Here is a 23,766-nt window from a genome sequence, read left to right on the forward strand (position 1 = left end):
ACTTAATCCCTAACTTTAAATAATGGCTTTAGGGGATTACAATTTAATTGTTCCAGCAAGGATTTAGAAGCTAAGGTTGAAGATAGATCAGAAAACACTTCATCATACGCTAAAAAAAGTTTCCGTAAATCTTCAGATGAATGTGCATAACTCATATTATGTGTTCCATACATTAAAATTCCTCTTTTAAATAGCTCCTGCATAAGGTAAGTTTTGATTTCAAGATTCGAATAATCATTTTTATTTTCAATATTTAAAAAAGACCAACTTGGATGTCCTGAAACTGAAATTACATCTTTTAATTTATGACTTTCTATTAGCTTATTTACTGTTTCTATAATTTTAGTTCCATTCTCTTTGATTCTTTTGATTACAGGTTCTTTTTGTAACTTATTCAGAGTTGCAAGTGCCGCAGCTAGCGACAGAGTCTCACCGCCAAAAGTAAAAGAGAAGAAAACTTCTTCCATTAACATCATGATATCCTTCTTTCCAACAACCGCTGAAACTGGAAATCCATTGGCTATTCCTTTTCCAAATGTTGCCAAGTCAGGCGTTACTCCAAAGTATTCCTGAGCTCCGCCATTTGTATATCGAAAGCCGGTTATCATTTCATCAAAAATCAAAACTGCATTATTTTGATGTGTAAGTGTTTTAATATTTTTTAAAAATCCTGGAGCGGGCTCTACTGCATTCATTGGCTCAAGAATTACAGCTGCTATTTTGTTTGAATATTGCTCAAATAATGTTTGTAATGATTGTATATCATTGTATTCGAATTTCAGTGTTAACTCTTTTACAGCATTGGGGACACCTAAATCCTTACTCGTTGAGCCTATATACCAATCTTGCCAACCGTGATAACCACAAACTGCAACGTACTCCTTATTTGTATATGCCCTTGCAATTCTTACCGCACCAGCTGTTGCATCAGATCCGTTTTTCCCAAATCGAACCATCTCAGCACATGGAACCATCTCAATTATTTTTTCAGCTACTTGTGTTTCTATAGTATGTGAAAGGGAAAAAATAGAACCTTGTTCAAGCTGTTTTTTAACAGCAAGATTTATATCTGGGTCATTATACCCAAGCGTTACCGATGCCTGGCTATTAATAAAATCAATATATTTATTACCATCAATATCATACAAATACGCACCTTCACCACGACTTGCAAAATATGGCGAAATCCCATACGGGAATTGAGTAATACTTTTACTATATGTTTGAGCACCTAAGGGAATCGAATTCATTGCTCTCTCTAACATTAATTCAGACTGCTCATATCGTTTGGACATTTATTCCATCCCCTTTCTATTAAGATTTTTAATTCTTTCGTATTCTTGATTAAGTGACTTTCGCAATCCCTCATTTCTTTTATAAACTGCATTTAACTTTTGCAACTCTGTATTTTCATTTAGGAATTTCAGAATATCATGAAAAGTAAAATCAGGTTTATTAGAGTATAAACCTTCATAAATAAGATAAACCAATTCATAGTCCTCAGGTTCATCCACTGTCCATCTATGATTTGATAGATTTTCCGCATTAGCGATATTTTCAATTTTAAAACTTGCAGGATTTTCATGGATATATAAGGTAACATGCTCTTTTAAAGACGGTCTATTTGCTTTCTTAAATATTTCTTCAAGTGCCTTCATTGTAAACACTTCAGTATCTAACCCATCTGGAAAAGTAGGGGAAATTGTATTGCTAGTATAATCATTCTTTTGATTTAAATGACGCTCGATTACTTGATCAATAATATCTGAATCTATAAGCGGGCAATCACCTGTCAAACGGATAATATTCTTTGGTTCATAAATTCTGGAAATTTGATAAAATCTTTCTAAAACATTTTCCATGCTGCCTCGATAGTATAGTATATTATTTTCTTCACACATTAACGCTATTGCATCATCACTAGTGTCTACCGTAGTTGCAACAATCAACTTATCAATAAATTCACTTTTTTTTATCCGGTCTATTTGCTGTAGAAGCATTGGTTTTCCTGCTAACGGCTTTAATACTTTACCAGGAAAGCGACTTGATGACATTCTGGCTTGAAGAATAGCAAGATTCATTCTGTATCACCATTTCCTAGGATCTATAATTTTTTCGTTACTCACTGAATGCTTTGTGTAATCAATACCGACATTTTTATAATTCATAATATTTAAATAACTATTGTATATTTCATTTAACTGCTTAAAATTATTTACACCTATTACTGCATAATCTATTTCTGTTATATCCTTAATAAAATATAATGCACCTTCTAACAATGATAATCCATTTGCTCGTAAATCTTCGTAATACCTAGTATGAACACATTGTGCTTCTCTAAATTGAGAATGTAATACTTCAGGCTCTGCCAAAAGGATTCCTTGTAAAAAAATTGAACGCGCATGAATTTCGATATCTTCCTCTTTAAGTTTTGATAAAGTCCCAGTCTTTAATAATCTCTGGTCAAAGACATTTAAAGGAAGTTGAATCAAATCAAATTTATACCGTCCTAGAAAATAATCAATTTCCGATTGTTCATAAACAGATATACCTATCTTTTTTACAAGCCCGTTCTCCTTTAATTGTTTTAATTTCACGTAAAGTTTCTCAAATCCAGATTTATAAATATCACTGATTTGATGAATAATTAATCCATATAAGGACTTGACTCCTAGTTTTTTTAAGGAATCATAAAATACTTTTACAACATAATCAACTTCACTCTCACCAATGATTTGTCTTTTAATAAATGGGGTTTTCGTAACAAGATTGAAATTAGTTAAAGAATTTCCACCTAATACCTTTTCACTTTCACCATATGAAGGTGCTGTATCCAACATACTTATTCCGTTTTTACTCGCAAATTCCAAAATTTGTCTTACTTCCTGTATAGGGGATCTTCCAGAAGGGTTGGTCACACCATAATTTATTCCAAATTGAACTGTTCCTAGTGCAATTTTCATATTCTTAGCTTCCTTTACATATTCCAATATTTCGATTCAGAAATTCCTTTTCTTCCCACAGTCTTTCCACTTTTCATAAAGATACATTAATAGGCTACTTCGTCGTCATTTATTTCACCATTAGAATTTACTACGATAACTAATGTACTCATCCCCGTTCATCCTTTCCATCCAACTTGTTATACCATTTTGCTACTTCTTTACAATGAATAGACGAATTAGATGCTACCAAACCATTGTTATTGTATTGGTCATTATAAAAAAATGTGTTTCCCTGAATATCGCTCAAAAAACCGCCTGCTTCTTCTAAAATCAATTGAGGTGCTGCTATATCCCAATCTCTTACTATAACGTCCTTTACAAACAAATCTGCTGTCGCATCTGCCACTTTACATATTTTTAATGAAATACTCCCGCATTCAATATAGTTAGAACAAGAAAACTGATCATAAACTTTTTTGGCAAGACCATTCGGATATGGGTAATTATCAATCAATGTATCTATGTTATCCTTGCCTTTAAGAAAAAGTCGACTTCCATTATGATAAGCCCCCTCACCTTTTACAGCTGAATAAAGCGAGTCAAGTTTTGGAGCATAAATAGCGGCCATTACGGGCTTATTATCCTCCATAAGTGCAACTTGTGTTACAAAACCCGAAAAACCCTGCACAAAGCTTGCAGTTCCATCAATTGGATCAATTAACCAATACCTTCTTGGTCTCTTTTCTACCAGGGAGGTTGATTCTTCTTCACTAATTATTGGAATATTGTCTAGTTGATGTAACAAACGAAAAAGAGCTTCATGGGCTATTTGGTCAGCTTTTGATTTAAACTGTGTTCCTTTCCATTTACCTTTCGAACCAACTTCTGAATTTTTAACTATTAATTTCCCTGTACTTATAACAATATCCATAATTTCTTCAATCATATTAAAAACCCTCCGGAATTAATAAAAAAAACAATTTTCATACCTTTAAAATTTCATAGATTAACTTCCATTAATATTAAAAGCTAACTTTTAAATGTTGTTGCATTATTAATTTCTTCGAGGAAAGTAACATTCTCTTCCCACTTTAATTGAAATATAGAAACAAGTATTCTGAATGGGTCAATGACTGATCTATTGATGACAATTTTTTAATGCATTAACATTATATACATCTGCACCTGTTCCAATTTGCTATTTGGTAAAGCATCATTTTGTAGGTGCTTATCAAGGAAAAATCAATATTTCAGGAGAAACAGCTGGATTATCACCAGTTACACGTAAAACAACACTGCATTGGGTATTTACGATGCCTTTAAAATCCTTTGTATAATATTACCTGGATGGTCCTTAACAACTGTTACTTTTCCACCCATATTTATTTCAACCAAAGGGGCGTCATCTTTAAATTATGAAGTTGCAAGAACTACCCCATCTATTTTTTTTGCTGCCAATCAATTTAATAAACAGCATTTTATAGACGCTAGACCATTAATTGGTATTAACGCTTTATTCTTTAAACGGGTAGATTTCAATCTAGCGACTACAACTATTATTATTTTAGGTATTTTAACTTTATTTTCACTTATAGGTTCATTTTTAAAGATCTTTGTAGTCGCCATGAGCAAATTCAGATGGCATAAAACTCTCTATAATACTTGTACGTTTATAAGAAACTTTATAGGTGTAATTGGTTCATCTACAGAAATATCCTTTTTAGCAACTACACGTAATGCATCTTTTAAATATTTTCTTTGCGCGCTATAAACACTGTTATTCCCTTGTATAATTTTCGCTGACCTTATTTTATTAACCATATCTTTAAATTTATGTGGATCTAATGAAGATTAAGTCGTCAAAAACATCTATCCATATTTGTAACCCTTGGCCTTTTGCAAATCCAATAGTATTTGCCCAGTCACACTCCTTTATAAATAGAGTGCGGTAAGCGTTATACCCTTCATAATCTGTAGTGGCTAAATGATCATATTTAAACCATTGGAATTTTATTGCATCGGCCACGGCTTTAGCAGCATCGAGAATAAGCATTTGCAAATTTGATGATTCTCCTTGGTGGGCATTAGCAATCTCCGCAATTACTTTAGTGTTTGCAATTAAATCTCCTATTCTTATTTATATTTTCTCGAGAATTAATATCTGTTTTAATCAAGTAATTACATAGAATGATTCGAAGTTCAATTACTTCCCCCAAAAATATTATTTTGATGGCTTTTAAACTCCTCCTCTGTTATAAATTCATCTAATGTTTGCCTTAAAAGAACAATACCCTCCTTCCATTCAATTGGGTTTGTTTTTACTTTCCCTGTTAGTGCTTGATTTAATATAATATTAAGTTCATCAATTCCACAGGCCATTGTGAGAGATATACTTGTAGAAAAACGAGGATTAATTTCGAAAATAAATGGTTCCCCATTTTCATTTAAACGTAATTGAACATTAAATGGTCCATCGGCTATCAACTTTTCCTGAATATCTAAACAAATATCCTCAATTTTCCTATTTCGACGAGATACTGCTATTTTTGTTACACCTTGTTTTTGAATGATTTCTTTTGGAACAACACCTTGAACACTACCATCTCGCCAAACGATTACAGAAACTGTAAATTCTTTTCCATCAATATATTCTTGTAAGATAATTGAGCTTGGTTGATTTATTCTATTTACATAACTATTGAATTCTTCTTCTGAAGCTAAAAATTTGACTCCCCGACTACCTCTTCCAACTCGTGGTTTAGCAATTATCGGAAATATTAAATCTCTGCACCCCTCACTGGCGAGTTTCGTTTTGGGAACTGAAATATGATGCTCTGCTAATTTCTTCATCAACATAGACTTATCTAAGCATAAATTTATAAAACTTTTTTGAGGTAAGAGTACGGGTATATTTTCCTTTTCTAATTCAATTGCAGACAACAGTTCCTCATCGACCAAGGGAATCACTGCATCCACACTTTCATCCTTACAAATTCGTTTAATAGTTGGCAGAAATTCAGGTGATTGGCCCTTTGGAAGTATAAATCCTTTGTCTGCTAAATATAAACCGACAGCAAAATCATCCATATCACCAGCAAGTACTTTAAACCCTTTTTGCTTTAGTCGTTTTATTAAAATGGGGATTGCTGTGCCGCCAGCTCCAGTTAGAAATACTGTTTTTTGACTCATTTAAAATCCTCCCAACGAATCCACTAGTCTTTCATAATATTCTTTTAATAATTATTCTAATATTTTGATAAAAATAAGGAGATGTCATATCCTGCTTATTTATCCACAAGTCCCCCTTTTTTAGGTCTCTCATTGTACGCAAGCTCCCTCTTCCCTTTATATACATTTCAGTCTCTTGATTCTATGGACTTTTTTCAGAAATATTTTTATAAATCATATTAGTTTCTCAGAATAATAATCAATTAAATGATCAAAAGTATTATCGATATTTGAAAAGGTAAAACCAAGTCCAGTTGCCTTTTCAGTATTAATTGAACAAGACCCTTCAAGTTCATATGGAGACGCATTTTCGTTTGTTACTTTTTTCGTGATTGATGCTTTCTCACCAGTTCTGGATTCGATTTTTTGAATGAGCTCCTCTAATGCAATATCGTTACTACACCCTGGATTAATAGCTCCAGTAAATGCTGATTGACCTATATCATATAAGAAATCAGCTGCTTCATCAGACCGAATAAAGCTATACCTGAGTTCTTTTTCTGAAATACCAATTGACTCATTATTTAATACTTTATGAACATGAAACGCTAATCTTTTTGTATGGTCATCTTTACCAACTACTATTGGAAAGCGTGCAGCTACAACTTCGAATGCAGTATCGTTAAATAATAATGCCTCAACCGCTCTTTTTCCTTCTTGATATCCCTTAAAGCCGAGATATTCTTGTTTATTTTTATTCAAAAAGGAAAAAGTGAGTGGATTAAACTCCTCCTCCTTTCGGTTTGTACCAAAATCATAAACAGACTGTGAGGATGTGAAAATATACCGCTTAACCTTTCCTTTTAATGCTTGGGTTGCATAAAGACCTTCTTTGGGTGAGTAGCTGGTCTGATCATAAACAATATCCCAACTTTTGTTCTTAAAGGCGTTTATAAGGGTTGACTTAACTGCTCGATCAATGATTAATCGATTGACTCTTTTCCCAAAAGGATCTTTTGTCAAACCTCGTGTTGCAACTGTAACCTCATGTTCATGTTCTAATAAGTTATATACTAATTGTTTTCCAAAAAACCTCGTTCCACCTAATATTAAAATTTTACTCATTATGCTCTCCTTTCATCTTATTATTTTGTAAGGCAGCTGAATCATTAATTTTCATAGGTCTTTATAAAGTTTTTGCTCGACAATTCAAGGAATTTTTTAATTGTTTTTTAGAATTATGATCTCAATTCCTCGAATCGGAATTTTATGACTATGGTTAAATGATCAAGAACAATATTAGTAAGAAGGCGTCTTTAGTATGTTTTGCAGATATTGGAAGTAGTATGGATAAGTGGTTGGTCAAACTTACACATGTCTGTTTCTTTCACTCTTAATGCAGTCAAATTATTTGGTTTTTATACTCACCTATAAAGCATATTCATTTTATCCTTAACTTTATGACTAAGGAATCAACATCCTAAAATTTAACCTTCCTGTTTTGCTGTAATCTCGAAAAATTTATCATGCAATTTTCGAACAACAATTTTATTTTCTTTCTTTTCAATTTTATTAAGCTTATTAAAAAAACTTTCTATTTCTTCGCCCGTAAGGTCTGGGAATTTCTGTTTAACAATTGTGTTTTCACGATAAACTTTTTTATTTAATTCTTTCTTAAGTTTAGATAGTAACTCTTTATTTAAAACTATATTATCACTCGGATAATCATTATTTATTATAATCCCATTTAGAATATTCAGTATAATTTTATAGGAATAATTTACATCTCCATTGGCATAATGCTTCGATAACAATGTTATTTTTTTCTCTTCGTCAAACTTATCATCGCCAAATTTATAATTCTCCATATCATGATCAATTATATTAAATAGATTTCTTATATTGTATACTTTAATACTGAGTTCATTGGGTAAATCATATTTAGCATACTTGGTAGTTATATATGAAACAACAGGCTTTTCAAGCAAAAAACTCTCAACGCCAGTGGTACAACCACTGTGAATAATAAGTTTAGAAGCCAATATCCAGTTAATGACATTACCTTCCTGTACAACGAATACGTTTTTGCAACCCATCAAGTCCTGTGTATAAACACTAAATTTTTCACTTGGGTGAGGGCGAACTACAATGTTGGTCTTTGGGTACCTTTTACTTATCTCTTTTATCATAATAATAAAATTTTTATATTCAGTTAACATGTTATTTGTCATGTTTTCACCATAAACATTTCCTAATCTATTAAAAATCTTTTCATTAATAGTTCCGTTGTCATCAACTGCCTTCGTGTATAAAGGAAATTTAGTGTTCACAAGAATAAAAGATCCATATTGGTCTTTTATTTTTGCAACTTTATCATCGAATAGGACTCTATATTTTTTCTTTAACAGGTCAAAACGCGGATTTCCTGTTATATAACATTTCTTTTCAACAAACGGGTATGCATTTGTTAATGTATTTTTTTGAACTTCTCCCCAGCAAAATTCATAATTAAGAATACTTAAGCTTTTTTGATCGACATGTTTAGCTAAATACAAATCCTTCTCAGTTAGGGGGAAACCTTCCTCTTCCAGGTTAACTGATATATGACCATTATCCTTAGCAATTTTAAATCTTCTCAATTTATCTTTACTACTGTAACCCTTATCAAGAAAAATCCCTTTTGGCAAAAATTCCAGTGCCTCTTCGACCAATTCAGATAAACCTAATACCACATTATAATTCTCTTGAGCTGCATAATAAGCAAGAAGTAATTTTGCATCTATTTCTCTCACTTTAGTTTCAATTGGTAGGAATAACCATTTATTTTTGCTTTTTTTTCTTTCCATGTTATTCCGCTTCTTCATTTTTATTTCCATCATATCTACCAGTTTCGCTTTAGGTTTCATATAACTACAACTCCTTCAAAATTCTAAATAATTCTTATTTATGCCTGATCTTATGAATAAAGATTTAATTGATCATTAAAACCTAAAATATATAGTAATTCTATATCAACATCGTTTGCAGTGAGAGTGGCAGGTTTGTAGCACGAACCGTAATACCGCCAGCTTTTAGCTTACTACATTTTGATATAACACCTTCCGGGAACTAGGAGATACTTTTTTCTTAGTTGCCTTCATTGCGCATTTCCACGGTTCTTTATTGAAAACATCCTTCCATTATTAGAAAATCCTTTGTAAGCCTATGTCCATAGAATTAATTAATATAGATCAGTTTCCTTTAGCAATACACGTAACTCCTTAACCTTTAATGGTGGTTGACCCGTGGAACTGTACGTCCCTGGAGTTGCTTTTTTAGCATTACTGTAAATTACTTTCATGTTTGAATTCCCAGATATGATGTACATATCAGACAATTCCCATGCCACTTCTGATTCGTCATAGGTCATTAATTCTTCAAACATCTTTTCCCCAGGTCTTAGCCCCATTACTTCTACATCGATTTCTTCACGTTTCAACGAATATTTTTTACACGTTTCCTCTATTATTATATCTGCCAAGTCCCCTAATTGGACAACAGGCATTTTTAATACAAAAACCTCTCCACCCTTTGCTTCCTTGAGAGCTTTTATCGTTAAATGTGTGGCCTGACTCAGTGACATCATAAAACGTGTCATACTTTTATCTGTAACTGTGATTTTCTTATCCTTTAAAACCTGCTCTTTAAACAGGGGAATCACCGACCCCCTCGATCCCATGACATTTCCGAACCTTACACTTGCGAATATCGTTTGACCTTCAGCTTTGCTATATTCAGCTGAAGAAATCAATCTTTCTGCAATAAGTTTTGTTGCGCCATACGTATTAGTTGGAGAGATTGCTTTATCAGAACTTGTAAATATTACTTTTTTTGCATTTTGGGAAATTGCAGCTTTAATCACATTCTTAGTTCCATGGACATTGGTCCTTACAGCTTCATATGGATTATACTCACATGAATCCACGTGCTTCATCGCAGCCAGATGGAATACATAATCAATGTCTTGCATAGCAGCAAACAAACTATCATAATCACGTATATCGCCAATTATAAAACGCAATTTATCATTCTTACCTAATTCATTTTGTAGTTGGTGTTGCTTATATTCATCTCGGCTGAATATCCTGATAACCTTAGGATTTTCTTTTATGATAGAATGAACGATACTTTTGCCTATCGTTCCGGTACCTCCGATAACTAATAATTTTTTTCCACTAAAATACACATAAGTTCCTACTCTCTTTATTTAAATATTTGTTAACAGCAAGTGCTTTTTCCAAAAAACAGTAAAAATGACACATTCAATTTCTAAGATAGTAACAGATGATTTTCTGCTAAAACCGTTCACGTTCTGTGAAGACCGCCTATTGGAAAGGGAAAATGCTTTTCCTTCGTACTCATGTTAACTGCATACGCTTCGCTCGAATTTCCCGGTCATTCTATTCAACTTTAAACAAGGACTTTAAACAAATTTATCCTTGTACAGTGTAATAATATATATATTCAAAAAGAGAATATCAGTTAGAGACGCTAACCTACTAATTACTTTTTTATTTTCGGATTCAAATTTTTAAATCAGAAGGGAAATAAGCCTCCATATCTTTAGCTTGTAAAGAGTGAGATCATAGTCCCTTGTTTAAAATTCGGAGCGATCGTCATAATTTCCAAGCTCTTAAGCTATTTATGTTTACAATCATCCTTCGTATAAACATATTAACTAAATTAGAACTAGTAAAAGCGGATTCATTACATATGCTGCAATAAAATTGCAACGGAAATTTACTTCTTCAAAGTTTCCCCTTCCAATCCATGTGACACTTTTATGAACTAATAAAAAAACCCAATTTCTCAATGTTAAGAAATTGGGAGTTACTATTTGATTTAACTTAACATAAAATTTTTAACTTGTTGCGGTATTAGAATATTAATGAAAATGTTACAATCTTTAATACGCTATGTTTTCATTCATTTCAATTAAATCATTTTTGATTGAATTTCAAACAAATTCTTTCCTAACTTCTTTATAAGAATACGACTCCTTGTGCCCTCTAACTTATCTAACTTGTCAAAGATATCCTTTATTTCTTCTTTGGATAAGGCGGAAAAGAAATGCTTTACGCTCTTATTTTCTTTTAAGTGGAATGTCTTTTGGGGCGGAGAAAATGTTCTATGTACTGGAAATAATTTAATGGTATTTAATAAACGTACGATATTTTCATATGAGAAACTGTTATTTGACCGATCGTAATAATGGATTAGCTCTTTTTCGCTCTGCTCGATTTGCTGCTTATATTCACTATTCGTGAAAATATTCTTAAGTAACATATTTTCTAATGTCGTATTAACTTCTTCAGTACACGTAGCCTTAACCCCTAATTTATTCGGAAGCTCCACATCATACTCATTTGAGGTAATAGGAATATAGGAAATTATTGGCTTTCCAAGCAAAAAAGCCTCAATACTTGATGTGCATCCATTGTGTATAACTATTTCAGCAGCCATAAGCCACTTAATAATGTTCCCTTCATGAATTACATGTACATTATTGTAGGAGGAAAATGCTTTACGGTAAGAATCAAAGTTTTCACCTGGATGTGGCCTTATGATAAAATTGATATGAGGAAATCTTTCACACGCAACTTTTATCATTTCCAGAAAACTTCCATATAATTTCTTAAAATACATGAAGTTGTCTTTTATCTTTCCATTAAAGGAGTTATATATTGAAAACCTTGTATTAATTAAAATAAACTCACCATAGCTACTTCTTATGCGTTCAACATCCTCCTTATACAGCGTTTTGAACTTTGGTTTTAATAAATCAAACCTTGGATTCCCTACAACATGGCACTTCTGCCTATAATCTGGATTATTATTAGTAATAACCTCTTTTTGAAATGTCCCCCAGCAAAATTCCTGCGTTACTAAATTAAGCATATCTAGTTTCATTCTGTCGTTTATGTATTGCGTTGTATCATTTAAAAGTAACCCTTCTTCATCCAATTCAACTACTTTATGGCCATTAACGTTTGCATTCGTTATAATCCTTTTTCTGAAACCTTGAGGGTAACCTTTTGAAAAGAAAATACCTTTAGGATACACTACTGATGCTAATTCGACCATCTTATGTTCACCTATGACTACATGGTAGCCTTCCCTCACTGCGTAGTAAGCTAAAAGTAACTTTGCATCCATTTCCCTAACTTTTATTTCCACTGGCAAGTATAACCATCCTTTGTAGTTTACCACTGTTATGTAACCTCCTATTTCGTCATAAATCTTTAGTTACGGCATATTACTTTCAGAAGATAGAACTTTTATCTTTGTTCATCATTTAGTTTGTCAAGATATTCTTTCATATAACTGACAGAAATGAATTAGAGAAATCGGAAACCCTTCTAAATTCTGCTTTTTAATACATATGCATGAAAATCAAACGTTATCACTGTTATCGTTGCTTGATAAAAAACTGTACATGAAGGAATGAAAGTTGAAAATATATCCACTTGCTAAATTTTCTTATTCCTGTTTCATCAAGTGTTTTTGCATGATGTAGCGTACGCATGCTTTGCAACTCAAAAACAGATTCCGCTTGTGGTGGAGAATCGGTTTTGTATTACGAAGACACTACAAAATTTAGGTTGTAATATCAGTGGTTGATGATGACGTGAAATTAACAACATCAAGGACAATAGGACTCCCTGCTATAATTGAACCGCCTCCAGCTGGAACATCAATAGCTAATGATCCTGCTGGGCCTGCAGTATACGTTGACAAACCTTCCATTTGTACCACGCCATTAACATATACGTTGAAGTAACTGTTGTCTGTGGCTAATGTTGGAAGCTCCATTGCGGCTGTACCATCATTTTGGAAAAAGCTAGTTGCATCAATCGTTAAGGTACTTCCAGCTGAAGTTTCAGTTGGTGTTTCATAAAAAAACTTTGCAGAATCAGGGTCGACGTTGGTTGTAACCGTTCCCTCAATTTGCAACTTCATAAGTTGAAGGGCCATCGTGTTTTCACCTCTACTTTCATTTAGTTTCAATGTTACTATATGAAAGGAGCGTTTATATGCTTGGACAGAGGCTAGGGTTTCATAGAAAATCAACTAATATCTGAAAGTTTAATGGTAATAAATTGCAGAATTATAGGAGCACCTTGTGGGGGAAGATCACTGGATTAAAGGATTAAATATCCCTCCTTGACATCATAAAGAATTTCCGGTTGAAGAACACCATTGACAAAGAGATTATAGTATGACACCTCTGATGGATTAAGAATTCCGCATTGTCCGTATTCCGTTAATTCATCTTCATTGGTGTAAATCCGACTCTTACCATCCAATAAGGCAAAATATCTGGTGGTTCATGTTTTTCCCATGAGGATATGGGCTGTTCATGAACTATATTATTTTTCTTCATCATATTGTATTCCCCCTTCGAGTAAAGGGTTTGTTAGTTTACTATATGAATAATTGGCAAAAGTGATTAGGCAGTTATAACATAAACGCTTCTTAAAAATTCTTTTTAAAATGAAAAGACATTCCATTAGAAAACTTAGCTATCATCACGCCTTTCGGTGACAGCTTTAGTTATACTTTTGCAGGTAGGAGTGTTTTATTTCTTTGTTTCTGCCAAAAAGGAGGATTTCTCTCACAATTGCTTTTATTTAATTACAAACTATACGAAGAATCAAGTACCCCTAACTCTGATATTAATCCCATGCTACGATCTTTCTTTTAATATATTAATGACTTCTTCAAACGCTATTTTATTTTCCTCAATCATAGCGTCCATATAAGGGAAAATTTCTTCAAGAATAGATGCTTCGGCATCGACATTCTTAAGATTTTGAAATGGATGATTATCTAAGTGCGTAAGGATAAAAGTGATAATTATTTGAAGTGTTTTATTTTCTAAAAAGACGAAACTATTATCTTCTTCCAAATCTTCCTTCTTTACTTCTTTTATGTTTTTCTTTAGATAATCACGAATCAACTGTTTAATTAGTAATTGCTGGTCTTGATTGTTTTGGCTACTATTCATTCTTATCCTCCTTAACTAATTTACCACTAACATTGATTTGGTTGAGAGCGCCAATTCCATCTTTAACCTCATCCCCATAGGTAAACCCCATAATACTACCTGCATAGGATGATTCCGGAATCCATTTCACTTGAAAGTTTGTAAAAGAGATCGTTTCAGAAGGGTTGAGTACACGTTTTTCAGACGGTTTTAGCCAATATTCCTGTTTATCCAAAGGTTCATTCATTCGCTCCCATGCATTTGTTAATCTCATTTTTTGCTTGGAATCCTTATATATATATTTCCCAGAAAAATCGAAAGGAGAATCTGGGGACAATTTTATACAAATGTATGGGTTCGTGAGTGGTCTTGTGCCCAAATTCTGGATGTGAAAAGAACCAAGGCTAAAATTCTCGTGTCCCCGTTCATGTAAAACATTTAAGGAATATGTAAAATAGCAGATAACTTGAAAATTCTGCGGTGCTTTCATTTCCGTTATCAAGGATTTTATTTCCTTCAGATATGAAGTGTTCATTTCTTGCAATTCAGCAAATTTCTCTCGTATCTCATCCGTTCTCTTCATTAAATAATTCACCTCCAAAAAAATAAAGAGAGGAGTCTTTCCTCTCTTTAATACATATGCTGGAAACTTAATCATCAGTACCGTTATATCGGTCGTGAAAATCATGACCTTTATTATCGGTCGGGAAAACTACTGGGCACTGAAGGGGTATTGTCGGTGCAGGGCATGGCGGGATTGGAAGTACATCCCTTGGTTGACAGAAATCAGCGACAATTTCAAGCGTTACATCAAAAGTTGATTGGATGCTTTGGCATAGACGAACAGAAACTGTCACATCAAGTTCATCTGGAATTCCAGTTGTTGTAGGATCACAAACAGCTGTACATACAAAGCAATCTAAATCTGTGTATGTTACATTAACATCTGTATCCTCTGGTGCACAGAGAATCACTTGTTCACAACGCGTGAATTCTGCAGTACCGACTTCTACAGTCGCCCCTCCAAGTGCTGGTATTAAGTCTACAAAAATGGTTACTTCAAAAGTTTTGCGAATGTTCACCAGTTGAAGCATTACCTGTTTGCCATCGATAACAAATGGCTGATCTACTCGATCTAAAATATCAAAACCAATAGGCTCAACTGTACAAGTAACGGTATCAATATCAATATCGGGACACTCTAATGGAGCGCCAGTAATAGGGCTATCCGGCAATTCCAAGTCAGTCAAACTCAAATCAAATGTTGCTTCGTTAAGAACCCAGTCATATACCTTCTGTGTGTTAATACATAGGAGTTCCTGACCCCCGTTTAAATTTTTTGCTTGCATAATTGCAAACACCTCCGAATAAGATTTTGTTTCTTTCATTTGTAGCATATGAGCAGATGTACCAAACCGTATAATGAATTAGCGGAATTACCATGATATTTACCACGTTGGGCGAATATCAGAGTTACAACGGTTCCGGTACTCCGTGCAATCGAACATCACACATGACTTTCTTTTAGCTTAAAGGCACTATACGATGCATAGGAATAGAACAACGGAAGTTCATAAGTTCAGCAATTAAAATCTGCACATTTGTCACGTATTGGTGTTTCATCAATAGTATATTAATGTGCTGTAAAAGGGTGAATGCTGATGTATCGATATAAACTTTATAACACTGATGAAGTAGAAAAATTAGAATGGGAGCTTGCTATCTACAAGCAGACGTTGGAAACAATAAAATCGCGAGATGAGGTGACCGAATATCTTAAGACGAAAAGTGAGTTTAATGATTTAAAATTAAAATTTACAAAAATAAAAGGAGAAATGAAGATTATGGAAGAAAACCATCAACGAACAATAATGGATTATGAACAGGAAAAACAATTTCTCTCATCCCGAATTGATGAAGTTAGTGATTCATTAGGTCAACTAAAGCTAGATGTTAATAAGGTGATAGATATAGTCGATCAAATGCATTTTACGGAACTAATCGAAAAAATGAATCAAGTGATGAACAAACAGGATGATCATTTAGTGGAAACAAAAATTAAAATCGAAAGGCTGAAAGAAGAAATAATGCAATTAAAAGAACATATGCAATCAAATGTTCAACTACCTGAAACAACCAATCAACCACCAGCACCAAGAAAATCTGAATACAGACAATTACAAAACATGCTTCAATCTCCTAACTATGTAGAGCAAACAGTAACCCCAAAAAAAAATAACATGATAAATACTCAAAATTCTAAACGTCCAATGTTAAACAATCAAACATTTTATAAAAAAAACGCTTCTGGTAACATTCAAAACAACGTCTCGATGGGTCAAGGAAAAAAGACTTTCCGACATTCTCAGTATGAGTTAAATAAAAATATCATTACGCGGACTACCCCTTCAAGAAATAATGAAGAAAAAAAAAAGGTAAAAACGTAGAGGAAAATCCTCCCATGACTGCCATTAATAATACTCCACTTCTTATCAATGATAATCCCTCCACGGAGAATAACGCGGAGGAAACAATAGCAAATGAGGTGAATTTAGAAAAGTATACAGAAAACAACATAGAGCTACCTAACAAACAAGAAGACAACTTACCGAATACTTTTATGAGGTACTTATCAAAGGAAACAACGGACAATCAAACATTAGCTACTCAAAAAGAACAACTAAATGATGAGCAGGATAGGGATAATGATCAGCAAAACCAATCCAGAAAAAAAATAGAATTCGCTTCACTTTTTTCCCTCTTTAGGAGGAGTTAACATGAGTAATAAGAAGTTAACTATCCCTCAAGCTATGTATAGTCAAATGGTTGAACATGGCAAGTCAATGTTGCCCTATGAGGCATGGCTTATTATCGGGAAATAGTTACAAAGTACAGTCAATTTAGCAATTAGAGAATGAATGGAAATTTGACAGTCGTTTTTTTGTAAGAAAGAGGATGGTTAAAGAAAATGTTCGGAAAATTTAAAAACTAACTGAACAGGTTCTCGCTGTCTATCATTCCCACCCTACTACAGCACCTGTTCCTTCTTCTTATGATGTTATTAATCCTCAGATGATCGTGTGAACATTTGTATTATTTCCTATAAAACAAGTCCACCGATAACAAATTGGTATCTCATCTCATACAAGTATCTGTTTATAAAGCGTGCTCATTTTTTATAGAACCACCAACAGGGCCCAGTCCTTTTTAGAAAATAAAACTATAATGTATTATACCGACTTAAGGAGTTGAAAGTAATGAAAAAAATAAAAGTGAAAAATACAGTAAGTAATCATAAGCATTTAAAATCTCCCGGTAAACCAATAGTAATTGACTCATCAACCATGAAAAGGAGACCGATAAAACGAAGCGGTGGCGGTTGCTGTATGAAAGCAAGCTGGGGACCTTAGTTATCCTCCTCCGAATAGGATATAGAACGGTCTTAATAATGAATTAAAATCAATTATGTAACCAGGAGCTTGCCCTCCAGATGTGATTTTGGAAAGACCGCTTAAACTAGAGGGAATATTTACACAACCAGTTGTACCAGTCGTTATCGACCCAGGCGGGTTCTAATCGAGGTATTTTACTCAAAGCTATATTAAGCACTACAGGCATCGTTACTAGGCAACTAATCCAATTAAATGATAATCAATCGTTGGGAAGTACCAACTACCCCTCCATCTCCAGCAAATAGCTAATGGTATAGGAATTTAAAGTCACTAGGCTATAATCATGTAACAAATTGTTAAGGGATTTAACAGTATAATGAATTGACAAAGCATCAACATAGTAAAATCCGTTACTGACTTTGTAGGTGTGGCAGGAGAAGAGATGGAAACTATTTAGGGATATGAGAAAAAGGCTAAAATAAAATACGTTAGCCTTTTTTTCGTTTTCCGAAGATGTATCAGAGCAAAACAGAATCACGAATTTACTACCTATCTTTTCTTCATTTCTGGATAATACTGTATCTTTTCGATTGGATTGAGGAATATAAGCTCCTCTTTAATGGCCTAAAAGAAAATGCCTACGCTACTTGCGTTCCTAATTTCAATTATAATCCTGAGAACACTGAGCGTATTACTTAGTGATTTTTTTAAACAGCTTATTTCCCTTTGTCTAAGCTTTTTTTACTCTCCTGCCTTTATTGATTACCGTCTTTACTTGAACTCCTTGTTTCTTTGACCTACTGTGTCACACTATAATAAACTTAAAACTCAATACAAAAAGGATGAAGACGCTTATTCAGACTATATTCAATTCGTTGTCTGAAATTTCCCCATGTAACCATTTCAAGAGCTTTATTTACTGGAAAAAAACCTACTTCTAAACTTTCCGAACTAGTAGTTGGTTCTCCTCCAATGGCTCTGGCCAAAAACAATGTATTGCAAATAGCACCACTGACATTTTGAAAAACTCCACAAAACTTTTCTATCTCAATATCAATCCCAGATTCTTCCTTTGTTTCCCTGATTGCAGCATCCTTTAATGACTCCCCCTCTTCAACTTGACCACCTGGCATTTCCCACCCTCTGCTAGGTCCCTTTATTAAAAGAATCTCGTTTTCATTGTTTAAAACGATTGTAGCTGCTGATACGATATGCTTCGGTATTGCCATCTATTCCACTCCTCTATAAAACTACCTTGCGACTTTGTGTATAAGGCAGAAAGCTATCTTGATCATTTCGTTGTCGTGTTAATGTGTTCAATTGTTGGAGAAAAGCCACTTCATTTTCCCCATCCACTTCGCTTGTTTAACAGGTAACCGCTCTAAGTGAAGCGGTTACATTAACAGCTTTTAAAAAAGTTAACCACTAGCTTTTAGACTCACCTTGTTTTAGTTCCATGATTAATCAGTTATGTAAAGGCATATTGCATTTCATAGTCCTACGATTAAATATTAACTCAAATGATGAAAGTGTGCCATAACTTTTTACACCTGGACAATTTAATTCTTCATTGAAATCATGAAGGTTATTTGCTTTATCGCCTTGATGAAGTTCATTTCACTGGCTTCTCCATCGCGATTTGATCTTCATATCCCTAATGAAGTTCATTTCAACAGCTTATTCTACGCAATTTGACCTTCATACCCCTGATGAAGATCACTTCAACAGCTCTTCCATCGCATTTTGACCTTCATGCCATTGATGAAGGTCATTCAAACAGCTCTTCCTATCGTATTTTGATCTTCATACCCCTAATGAAGATCATTTCAACAGCTCTTCTATCGCATTTTGATCTTCATACCCCTAATGAGGTCATTTCAACAGCTTCTCCATCGCGATTTAATCTTCAAACCACTGATGAAGGTCATTTCAACAGCTTATTCTACGCAATTTGATCTTCATGCAACTGATGAAGGTCATTTCAGCAGCTTCTCCATCGCGATTTGATCTTCATGCCACTAATGAAGGTCGTTTCAACAGCTCTTCTAGCACAATTTGATCTTCATACCACTGATGAAGTTCATTTTTCCGACCCCGCCTTCGCGATTTGACCTTCAAGGAGGAAATTCTACTATATTTGATTAACGAAAGAAAAAAGGAACACCTGTTAAAAACAAGAAGTTCCCTTTTATTTCATAATATAAAGATATACCATAACAATGTATAGAAAATAGGTTGCATTTAACCCATATAAACACTATCACATGTTCCAGGCAATGGTTCGTAAAAACAATGTAGTTTAAATTGGCCAGTAAAGGGTTGGTCATACCACGATGGGGGACAAGGAGCATATGGATTAAAGTACCAGAGAGAATATTTTGCTGGGTGTTCTCTCCAATATTCCAAATTCTGCCTTGCTAACCTTCTTTCAGATTCTCTTGCTCTTTGATAAAATACATTACCCTTTTGTACAGCTTCAAAAGAGTAATTCCCTCCTTGTATTTGAAAAATAACATCTTCAATGTTTCTCACGTCAATAAAGTCAATACAATCTGCTATAGCACGGTTAACAATTACATTTCCGACATATAACATTCCCTGTTTTCCTTCGCCCTCAGCTTCTGCTCTCATCATCCTAGCCATTAAGTCGACATCTGCACTTCGATAAGCAACTCTTGCCATTTTTACACCTCCAGAATATAGTATGAAAAGAAGCCTGGACTCATGCCCGTCTATAAGAAAGGTTTTAGAAAGATACATGTCGACTCGCTATATGCACTATAGATAATGCATTTTTTTGTTGCTTACGTTGATGGTCAGGATTAGTCAAATGCCATAGTTCACATATAAAACTATATCTTCCTTCAACTGAAAAACGATCTATTTTCATTAATGGTCAGAATACTGATTCGAAACGAGTGTTTAAGCCATAGTTTCAATCGAATTTGCCGATGTTTCCTGCAACTATGCCATAGTTCACAACTTTTTAGCCAAAGTTCACAATTTCAGATAGTTCACTTTTCAGGCCAATCTATCCACTCATCCCAATCGTCTACCCGCTCCTTGTTGTTTCCTCGAATCTAATGTTATATTTGACAATCATCCTCAATTGTAACTATAATTGTTACACGGTGGTGAAACCATATGAAAAATAGTCGGTTTGCGGTTGCAATTCATATATTGTCTATAGCATCTACTCAATCTGGAGCCACATCTGATTTCATTGCGGCCAGTGTTAACACGAATCCAGTTGTTATCAGGCGCATAAATAGTTTGTTGAAAAAGGCTGGCATCCTAAAGTCACAGGCAGGAATTCCAGGTATTTATTTAACAAGAGAACCTTCGGAAATTACACTATTGGATATTTATAAAGCGGTCCAAGGAAAAGACGAAACAACTTTTTCCATACACGAAGACCCTAATCCACAATGCGTAGTTGGGAATAACATTCAAGCCACACTTGAGGACAGTTTTATGCGGGCACAGAAAGCGATGGAAAATGAATTAGCAAATCAAACACTCGATGACATTGTAGGAGATCTCTTTGTTTAAAGAGGTTTTTTCACCACTCAATTGTAACTATAATTGTTACAATTATATAATAGGAGGAATATAGTTATGAACATAGCAGTAATCGGAGCAAGCGGAAAAGCAGGACATTTAATTTCAAAAGAAGCCATCGAACGTGGGCATCAAGTAACAGCAATTGTTAGAGATGCAGGAAAGATCACAGATAACAAAGTGGCAGTAATTGAAAAAAATATTTTTGACCTGACGACCGAGGATGTAAAACAATTTGACGTCATTGTTAATGCCTTTGGAGCTCCCCTTGGTGAAGAACAGGCACATGTGGATGCTGGACATGCTTTAATTGAAGCTGCAAAAGGAACAGAAACAAGAGTGATTGTAGTCGGTGGTGCCGGAAGTCTTTATGTTGACGAAGCAAAAACAGTTCGGTTAATTGATACACCAGAATTTCCGGAGTTCGTCAAACCAACCGGAAAAGGACAAGGACGCAATCTGGAGGAATTAAAAGCAACTACAGACCTAAACTGGACATTCATCAGCCCCTCTGCTGTCTTTGATGCGGAAGGAAAAAGAACTGGGTCTTATCAAACCGGAAAAGATAACCTGCTTGTTAATTCAAAAGGCGAAAGTTATATCAGCTATGCTGACTATGCCATCGCGGTAATAGATGAAATTGAAAAACCGCAACATGTGAAAGAAAGATTCACTGTTGTTGGTGAAGCTGAATAAACTGGAAATGGGGAGACAGGATTTGTCCTGTTCCCCGTTTTTCCCTTTAAACAATCTCCTGAAAACTTAGTTCCTGATCCTCTACTTGAATGACTCCCCTCCAACATATTATTATTCGATGCCACTATAACCTGGCAATACAAGATTTTGAGTCACCTTCCCTCTTATATCCTGAAATGGTATGATATGGAGAATGAACGAAGGAAGTGTGATTTTATGGTATGGCATCAATTACAACGAGAGCTGTCACAACAAGGCTATCAAAAAGCGGCAGAACTGCTCGATACGTTTAATCAACATGACAATAAACTAACGTTGATCCAGTTGATTTTCAAAAACTGTAACCTTGCAGTTATTAATTTCCCAGATGATATACGTATTCTATACACTCAACTGAACGCTTTATCTTCCTATGACAAACAGTACGAAAAAATGGTAGTACGGGATTTTGAAACGATCTTACTCGAAATCGTTAAACCCAATAGCAATTCGGCTATGATTTTCATGGAAGCGAATGAACTACAGGAAGTAATTGCTCTATATGAAAAGGCAATGCAGGCTGATTCCGGGGCACAGCTTGCGCTCGGTAAATACTACAAGGCCTTGGGACGAGATGAGTGGGCATTCGCATGGTATGAAGCAGCAGCTAATGCAGGTAATCTCGATGCAATCTACTGGCTTGGCAACTATTATTTTGACGGGATTATTGTTGCGAAAAACTTTGAGAAAGCATTCCACTATTATAAGGAAGCAGCATTAAAAGGACATGCAGATGCAATGAATAATTATGCCGATATGTATTTTCTAGGTGAGTATGTGGAGAAGAACGATAAACGCGCATTCGAACTCTTTACCATTGCCGCAGACCGTGGTGTTGCCGAATCAATGTATACACTCGGCTATTTATATGAAAACGGGATCGGCACAGAGCTGAATGCAGAAAAAGCGAAGCATTGGTTCACCCAATCGGCCTTAAATGGAGATGATTTTGCTGCGAACCGCCTCGGCAATGAAGCTGTTGAGAATGGTCAAGGGGAAGAAGCCCTGCGATGGTACAAACTTGCTGCAGATAGACAAGACACCTATGGGGAGTACAATCTTGGCATGTGCTACGAATCCGGAATTGGTACGTCAATCAATAGGAAAAAGGCAAAATATTGGTATCAAAAAGCCGCTCTAAAAGGCGATGAAGAGGCAAAAGCGAAATTGAAGGAATTTTAAAGCACACAGGTATAGGGTTGTTGTCGCTCTCCCTGTTTCACCAAAAAAAGTGCCTGCTCGCACTGCTTAATGTAAAAAGCAGTGTGGACAGGCTCTAGCATTTTAACTTAAATAAGAAGTTGTGCTATTGCAATTTAATTTACAGTATAATCTATAAAAGGAGGTACGATTATTGAATGCTTCATTTATAATGCGTTTTAAAGCCTTCATAATTGATTATATACTAAAATTGGTTTATTTAATTTTACTCTTTATTCTTAGTCTATTTGTATTTCCATCTTTACAGGAGTTATTTACTGGTTCCGTACTTGTAGCTCAGTTTACGGGATTTCTTATGGTAACTTTACCTGTATCGCTTTATTACATCATCAGCGATTCAGTAATTGGCGGGCAGTCTTTCGGGAAAAAGAAAATCGGTATCCGGGTGGTTGATAAAAACGGAAATTATCTTTCACTGCCACATGTAACCTTAAGGACGATCTTGAAATTTTTCCCATGGGAGTTATCGCATTTCCTTGTTTACCGCCTGATATATTTAGGTAGTGAAGATGTTCCATTGGATTATTATCTCATCGGTGGATTAATCTATATACTATTGTTTGCCTATATTTTCACTGCAATCTTTACGAAAAGAAAGCAATCTATTTACGACATACTTGCAAAAACACAAGTTATCAACGTTTCCTCTAACTAATAGGAAAAAGCTCAGTTTCATTGAACTGAGCTTTTTTTACTTATGCTGCATTATCTAAGG

At 34.5% G+C, this 23,766-nt stretch carries 25 protein-coding genes and 1 pseudogene; 8 read left to right on the top strand and 18 right to left on the bottom strand.

Annotated elements, in window-relative coordinates:
* Nucleotides 1-2: 2 nt before the first annotated feature.
* From MN204_RS16295 to MN204_RS16365, 16 genes are all read right to left on the bottom strand, one after another.
* A complete protein-coding gene (locus MN204_RS16295) occupies nt 3-1,295 on the bottom strand; it encodes an aminotransferase class III-fold pyridoxal phosphate-dependent enzyme (RefSeq protein ID WP_249872148.1) in 1,293 nt (430 codons plus the stop codon).
* A complete protein-coding gene (locus MN204_RS16300) occupies nt 1,296-2,081 on the bottom strand; it encodes a cytidylyltransferase domain-containing protein (protein ID WP_249872149.1) in 786 nt (261 codons plus the stop codon).
* Nucleotides 2,082-2,087: 6 nt separating this feature from the next.
* Entirely contained in the window at nt 2,088-2,966 is an 879-nt protein-coding gene (locus MN204_RS16305) for an aldo/keto reductase (protein WP_249872150.1), read from the bottom strand.
* A 148-nt stretch (nt 2,967-3,114) separates the two neighbouring features.
* The gene (locus MN204_RS16310; RefSeq protein WP_249872151.1) at nt 3,115-3,894 is read right to left on the bottom strand and encodes a 3'(2'),5'-bisphosphate nucleotidase CysQ family protein; all 780 of its coding nucleotides are present in this window, start codon (nt 3,892-3,894) and stop codon (nt 3,115-3,117) included.
* An 885-nt stretch (nt 3,895-4,779) separates the two neighbouring features.
* Complete coding sequence (locus tag MN204_RS16315) at nt 4,780-5,007, bottom strand: hypothetical protein (RefSeq protein ID WP_249872152.1); 228 nt, start codon at nt 5,005-5,007, stop codon at nt 4,780-4,782.
* 140 nt (nt 5,008-5,147) lie between these two features.
* Nucleotides 5,148-6,137, bottom strand: coding sequence for an ATP-grasp domain-containing protein (locus tag MN204_RS16320; protein ID WP_249872153.1), 990 nt, complete (start codon nt 6,135-6,137; stop codon nt 5,148-5,150).
* Nucleotides 6,138-6,350: 213 nt separating this feature from the next.
* Entirely contained in the window at nt 6,351-7,241 is an 891-nt protein-coding gene (locus MN204_RS16325; RefSeq protein WP_249872154.1) for an NAD-dependent epimerase/dehydratase family protein, read from the bottom strand.
* Between the two features lie 362 nt (nt 7,242-7,603).
* On the bottom strand, nt 7,604-9,022 hold the full coding sequence (locus MN204_RS16330; RefSeq protein WP_249872155.1) for a surface carbohydrate biosynthesis protein: 1,419 nt from the start codon (nt 9,020-9,022) through the stop codon (nt 7,604-7,606).
* A 314-nt stretch (nt 9,023-9,336) separates the two neighbouring features.
* Nucleotides 9,337-10,341: an SDR family NAD(P)-dependent oxidoreductase gene (locus tag MN204_RS16335; RefSeq protein ID WP_249872156.1), complete on the bottom strand. Its 1,005-nt coding sequence runs from the start codon at nt 10,339-10,341 to the stop codon at nt 9,337-9,339.
* Between the two features lie 749 nt (nt 10,342-11,090).
* Nucleotides 11,091-12,365: a surface carbohydrate biosynthesis protein gene (locus tag MN204_RS16340; protein WP_249872157.1), complete on the bottom strand. Its 1,275-nt coding sequence runs from the start codon at nt 12,363-12,365 to the stop codon at nt 11,091-11,093.
* Between the two features lie 387 nt (nt 12,366-12,752).
* Nucleotides 12,753-13,130: a DUF4183 domain-containing protein gene (locus MN204_RS16345; protein WP_249872158.1), complete on the bottom strand. Its 378-nt coding sequence runs from the start codon at nt 13,128-13,130 to the stop codon at nt 12,753-12,755.
* A gap of 167 nt (nt 13,131-13,297) precedes the next feature.
* Nucleotides 13,298-13,462 (bottom strand): DUF4183 domain-containing protein, encoded by a 165-nt coding sequence (locus tag MN204_RS16350; protein WP_249872159.1) that lies wholly within the window; start codon nt 13,460-13,462, stop codon nt 13,298-13,300.
* The gene (locus MN204_RS21355; RefSeq protein WP_306798738.1) at nt 13,420-13,542 is read right to left on the bottom strand and encodes a hypothetical protein; all 123 of its coding nucleotides are present in this window, start codon (nt 13,540-13,542) and stop codon (nt 13,420-13,422) included. The genes MN204_RS16350 and MN204_RS21355 overlap by 43 nt, the downstream gene beginning before the upstream one ends.
* 300 nt (nt 13,543-13,842) lie before the next feature.
* Nucleotides 13,843-14,163, bottom strand: coding sequence for a hypothetical protein (locus tag MN204_RS16355; protein WP_249872160.1), 321 nt, complete (start codon nt 14,161-14,163; stop codon nt 13,843-13,845).
* The gene (locus MN204_RS16360) at nt 14,156-14,416 is read right to left on the bottom strand and encodes a hypothetical protein (protein ID WP_249872161.1); all 261 of its coding nucleotides are present in this window, start codon (nt 14,414-14,416) and stop codon (nt 14,156-14,158) included. The genes MN204_RS16355 and MN204_RS16360 overlap by 8 nt, the downstream gene beginning before the upstream one ends.
* Nucleotides 14,417-14,792: 376 nt before the next feature.
* Entirely contained in the window at nt 14,793-15,491 is a 699-nt protein-coding gene (locus tag MN204_RS16365; protein ID WP_249872162.1) for a BMQ_0737 family morphogenetic spore coat protein, read from the bottom strand.
* A 312-nt stretch (nt 15,492-15,803) separates the two neighbouring features.
* On the opposite strand from MN204_RS16365, the gene MN204_RS16370 reads away from it, so the two are divergent.
* The 4 genes and pseudogenes from MN204_RS16370 (at nt 15,804) to MN204_RS16380 (ending at nt 17,552) form a co-directional block, all read left to right on the top strand.
* Nucleotides 15,804-16,589 (top strand): hypothetical protein, encoded by a 786-nt coding sequence (locus MN204_RS16370; protein ID WP_249872163.1) that lies wholly within the window; start codon nt 15,804-15,806, stop codon nt 16,587-16,589.
* Nucleotides 16,590-16,603: 14 nt separating this feature from the next.
* Nucleotides 16,604-16,918, top strand: a complete 315-nt coding sequence (locus tag MN204_RS16375) for a hypothetical protein (protein WP_249872164.1) — start codon at nt 16,604-16,606, stop codon at nt 16,916-16,918.
* A 221-nt stretch (nt 16,919-17,139) separates the two neighbouring features.
* A pseudogene (locus MN204_RS21510) lies at nt 17,140-17,226 on the top strand (Mov34/MPN/PAD-1 family protein); the annotation flags it as partial.
* A 173-nt stretch (nt 17,227-17,399) separates the two neighbouring features.
* The gene (locus MN204_RS16380; RefSeq protein ID WP_249872165.1) at nt 17,400-17,552 is read left to right on the top strand and encodes a hypothetical protein; all 153 of its coding nucleotides are present in this window, start codon (nt 17,400-17,402) and stop codon (nt 17,550-17,552) included.
* 803 nt (nt 17,553-18,355) lie between these two features.
* Here MN204_RS16380 and MN204_RS16385 read toward each other — a convergent pair.
* Together MN204_RS16385 and MN204_RS16390 are read right to left on the bottom strand one after the other, a co-directional pair.
* Nucleotides 18,356-18,763, bottom strand: a complete 408-nt coding sequence (locus tag MN204_RS16385; protein WP_249872166.1) for an NUDIX hydrolase — start codon at nt 18,761-18,763, stop codon at nt 18,356-18,358.
* 1,012 nt (nt 18,764-19,775) lie between these two features.
* A complete protein-coding gene (locus MN204_RS16390; protein WP_249872167.1) occupies nt 19,776-20,216 on the bottom strand; it encodes a cell wall hydrolase in 441 nt (146 codons plus the stop codon).
* 462 nt (nt 20,217-20,678) lie between these two features.
* Between MN204_RS16390 and MN204_RS16395 the strand changes: the two genes are divergently transcribed.
* From MN204_RS16395 to MN204_RS16410, 4 genes are all read left to right on the top strand, one after another.
* Nucleotides 20,679-21,086: an Rrf2 family transcriptional regulator gene (locus tag MN204_RS16395; protein ID WP_249872168.1), complete on the top strand. Its 408-nt coding sequence runs from the start codon at nt 20,679-20,681 to the stop codon at nt 21,084-21,086.
* 66 nt (nt 21,087-21,152) lie between these two features.
* On the top strand, nt 21,153-21,791 hold the full coding sequence (locus tag MN204_RS16400) for an NAD(P)-dependent oxidoreductase (RefSeq protein WP_249872169.1): 639 nt from the start codon (nt 21,153-21,155) through the stop codon (nt 21,789-21,791).
* 216 nt (nt 21,792-22,007) lie between these two features.
* Nucleotides 22,008-23,012, top strand: coding sequence for a tetratricopeptide repeat protein (locus MN204_RS16405; RefSeq protein ID WP_249872170.1), 1,005 nt, complete (start codon nt 22,008-22,010; stop codon nt 23,010-23,012).
* A gap of 172 nt (nt 23,013-23,184) precedes the next feature.
* Entirely contained in the window at nt 23,185-23,706 is a 522-nt protein-coding gene (locus MN204_RS16410; protein ID WP_249872171.1) for an RDD family protein, read from the top strand.
* Nucleotides 23,707-23,766: the final 60 nt, after the last annotated feature.

This window comes from Oceanobacillus saliphilus, assembly GCF_023522835.1.
In the GTDB taxonomy this organism is placed as follows: domain Bacteria; phylum Bacillota; class Bacilli; order Bacillales; family Amphibacillaceae; genus Oceanobacillus; species Oceanobacillus saliphilus.

Bases quoted from the DNA above. Each gene is read 5' to 3' on its own strand.
- MN204_RS16295 (WP_249872148.1), bottom strand. From the start codon at position 1,295: ATGTCCAAACGATATGAGCAGTCTGAATTAATGTTAGAGAGAGCAATG.
- MN204_RS16300 (WP_249872149.1), bottom strand. From the start codon at position 2,081: ATGAATCTTGCTATTCTTCAAGCCAGAATGTCATCAAGTCGCTTTCCT.
- MN204_RS16305 (WP_249872150.1), bottom strand. From the start codon at position 2,966: ATGAAAATTGCACTAGGAACAGTTCAATTTGGAATAAATTATGGTGTG.
- MN204_RS16310 (WP_249872151.1), bottom strand. From the start codon at position 3,894: ATGATTGAAGAAATTATGGATATTGTTATAAGTACAGGGAAATTAATA.
- MN204_RS16320 (WP_249872153.1), bottom strand. From the start codon at position 6,137: ATGAGTCAAAAAACAGTATTTCTAACTGGAGCTGGCGGCACAGCAATC.
- MN204_RS16325 (WP_249872154.1), bottom strand. From the start codon at position 7,241: ATGAGTAAAATTTTAATATTAGGTGGAACGAGGTTTTTTGGAAAACAA.
- MN204_RS16330 (WP_249872155.1), bottom strand. From the start codon at position 9,022: ATGAAACCTAAAGCGAAACTGGTAGATATGATGGAAATAAAAATGAAG.
- MN204_RS16345 (WP_249872158.1), bottom strand. From the start codon at position 13,130: ATGGCCCTTCAACTTATGAAGTTGCAAATTGAGGGAACGGTTACAACC.
- MN204_RS21355 (WP_306798738.1), bottom strand. From the start codon at position 13,542: ATGATGAAGAAAAATAATATAGTTCATGAACAGCCCATATCCTCATGG.
- MN204_RS16355 (WP_249872160.1), bottom strand. From the start codon at position 14,163: ATGAATAGTAGCCAAAACAATCAAGACCAGCAATTACTAATTAAACAG.
- MN204_RS16360 (WP_249872161.1), bottom strand. From the start codon at position 14,416: ATGAGATTAACAAATGCATGGGAGCGAATGAATGAACCTTTGGATAAA.
- MN204_RS16365 (WP_249872162.1), bottom strand. From the start codon at position 15,491: ATGCAAGCAAAAAATTTAAACGGGGGTCAGGAACTCCTATGTATTAAC.
- MN204_RS16370 (WP_249872163.1), top strand. From the start codon at position 15,804: ATGTATCGATATAAACTTTATAACACTGATGAAGTAGAAAAATTAGAA.
- MN204_RS16375 (WP_249872164.1), top strand. From the start codon at position 16,604: ATGACTGCCATTAATAATACTCCACTTCTTATCAATGATAATCCCTCC.
- MN204_RS16380 (WP_249872165.1), top strand. From the start codon at position 17,400: ATGAAAAAAATAAAAGTGAAAAATACAGTAAGTAATCATAAGCATTTA.
- MN204_RS16385 (WP_249872166.1), bottom strand. From the start codon at position 18,763: ATGGCAATACCGAAGCATATCGTATCAGCAGCTACAATCGTTTTAAAC.
- MN204_RS16390 (WP_249872167.1), bottom strand. From the start codon at position 20,216: ATGGCAAGAGTTGCTTATCGAAGTGCAGATGTCGACTTAATGGCTAGG.
- MN204_RS16395 (WP_249872168.1), top strand. From the start codon at position 20,679: ATGAAAAATAGTCGGTTTGCGGTTGCAATTCATATATTGTCTATAGCA.
- MN204_RS16400 (WP_249872169.1), top strand. From the start codon at position 21,153: ATGAACATAGCAGTAATCGGAGCAAGCGGAAAAGCAGGACATTTAATT.
- MN204_RS16405 (WP_249872170.1), top strand. From the start codon at position 22,008: ATGGTATGGCATCAATTACAACGAGAGCTGTCACAACAAGGCTATCAA.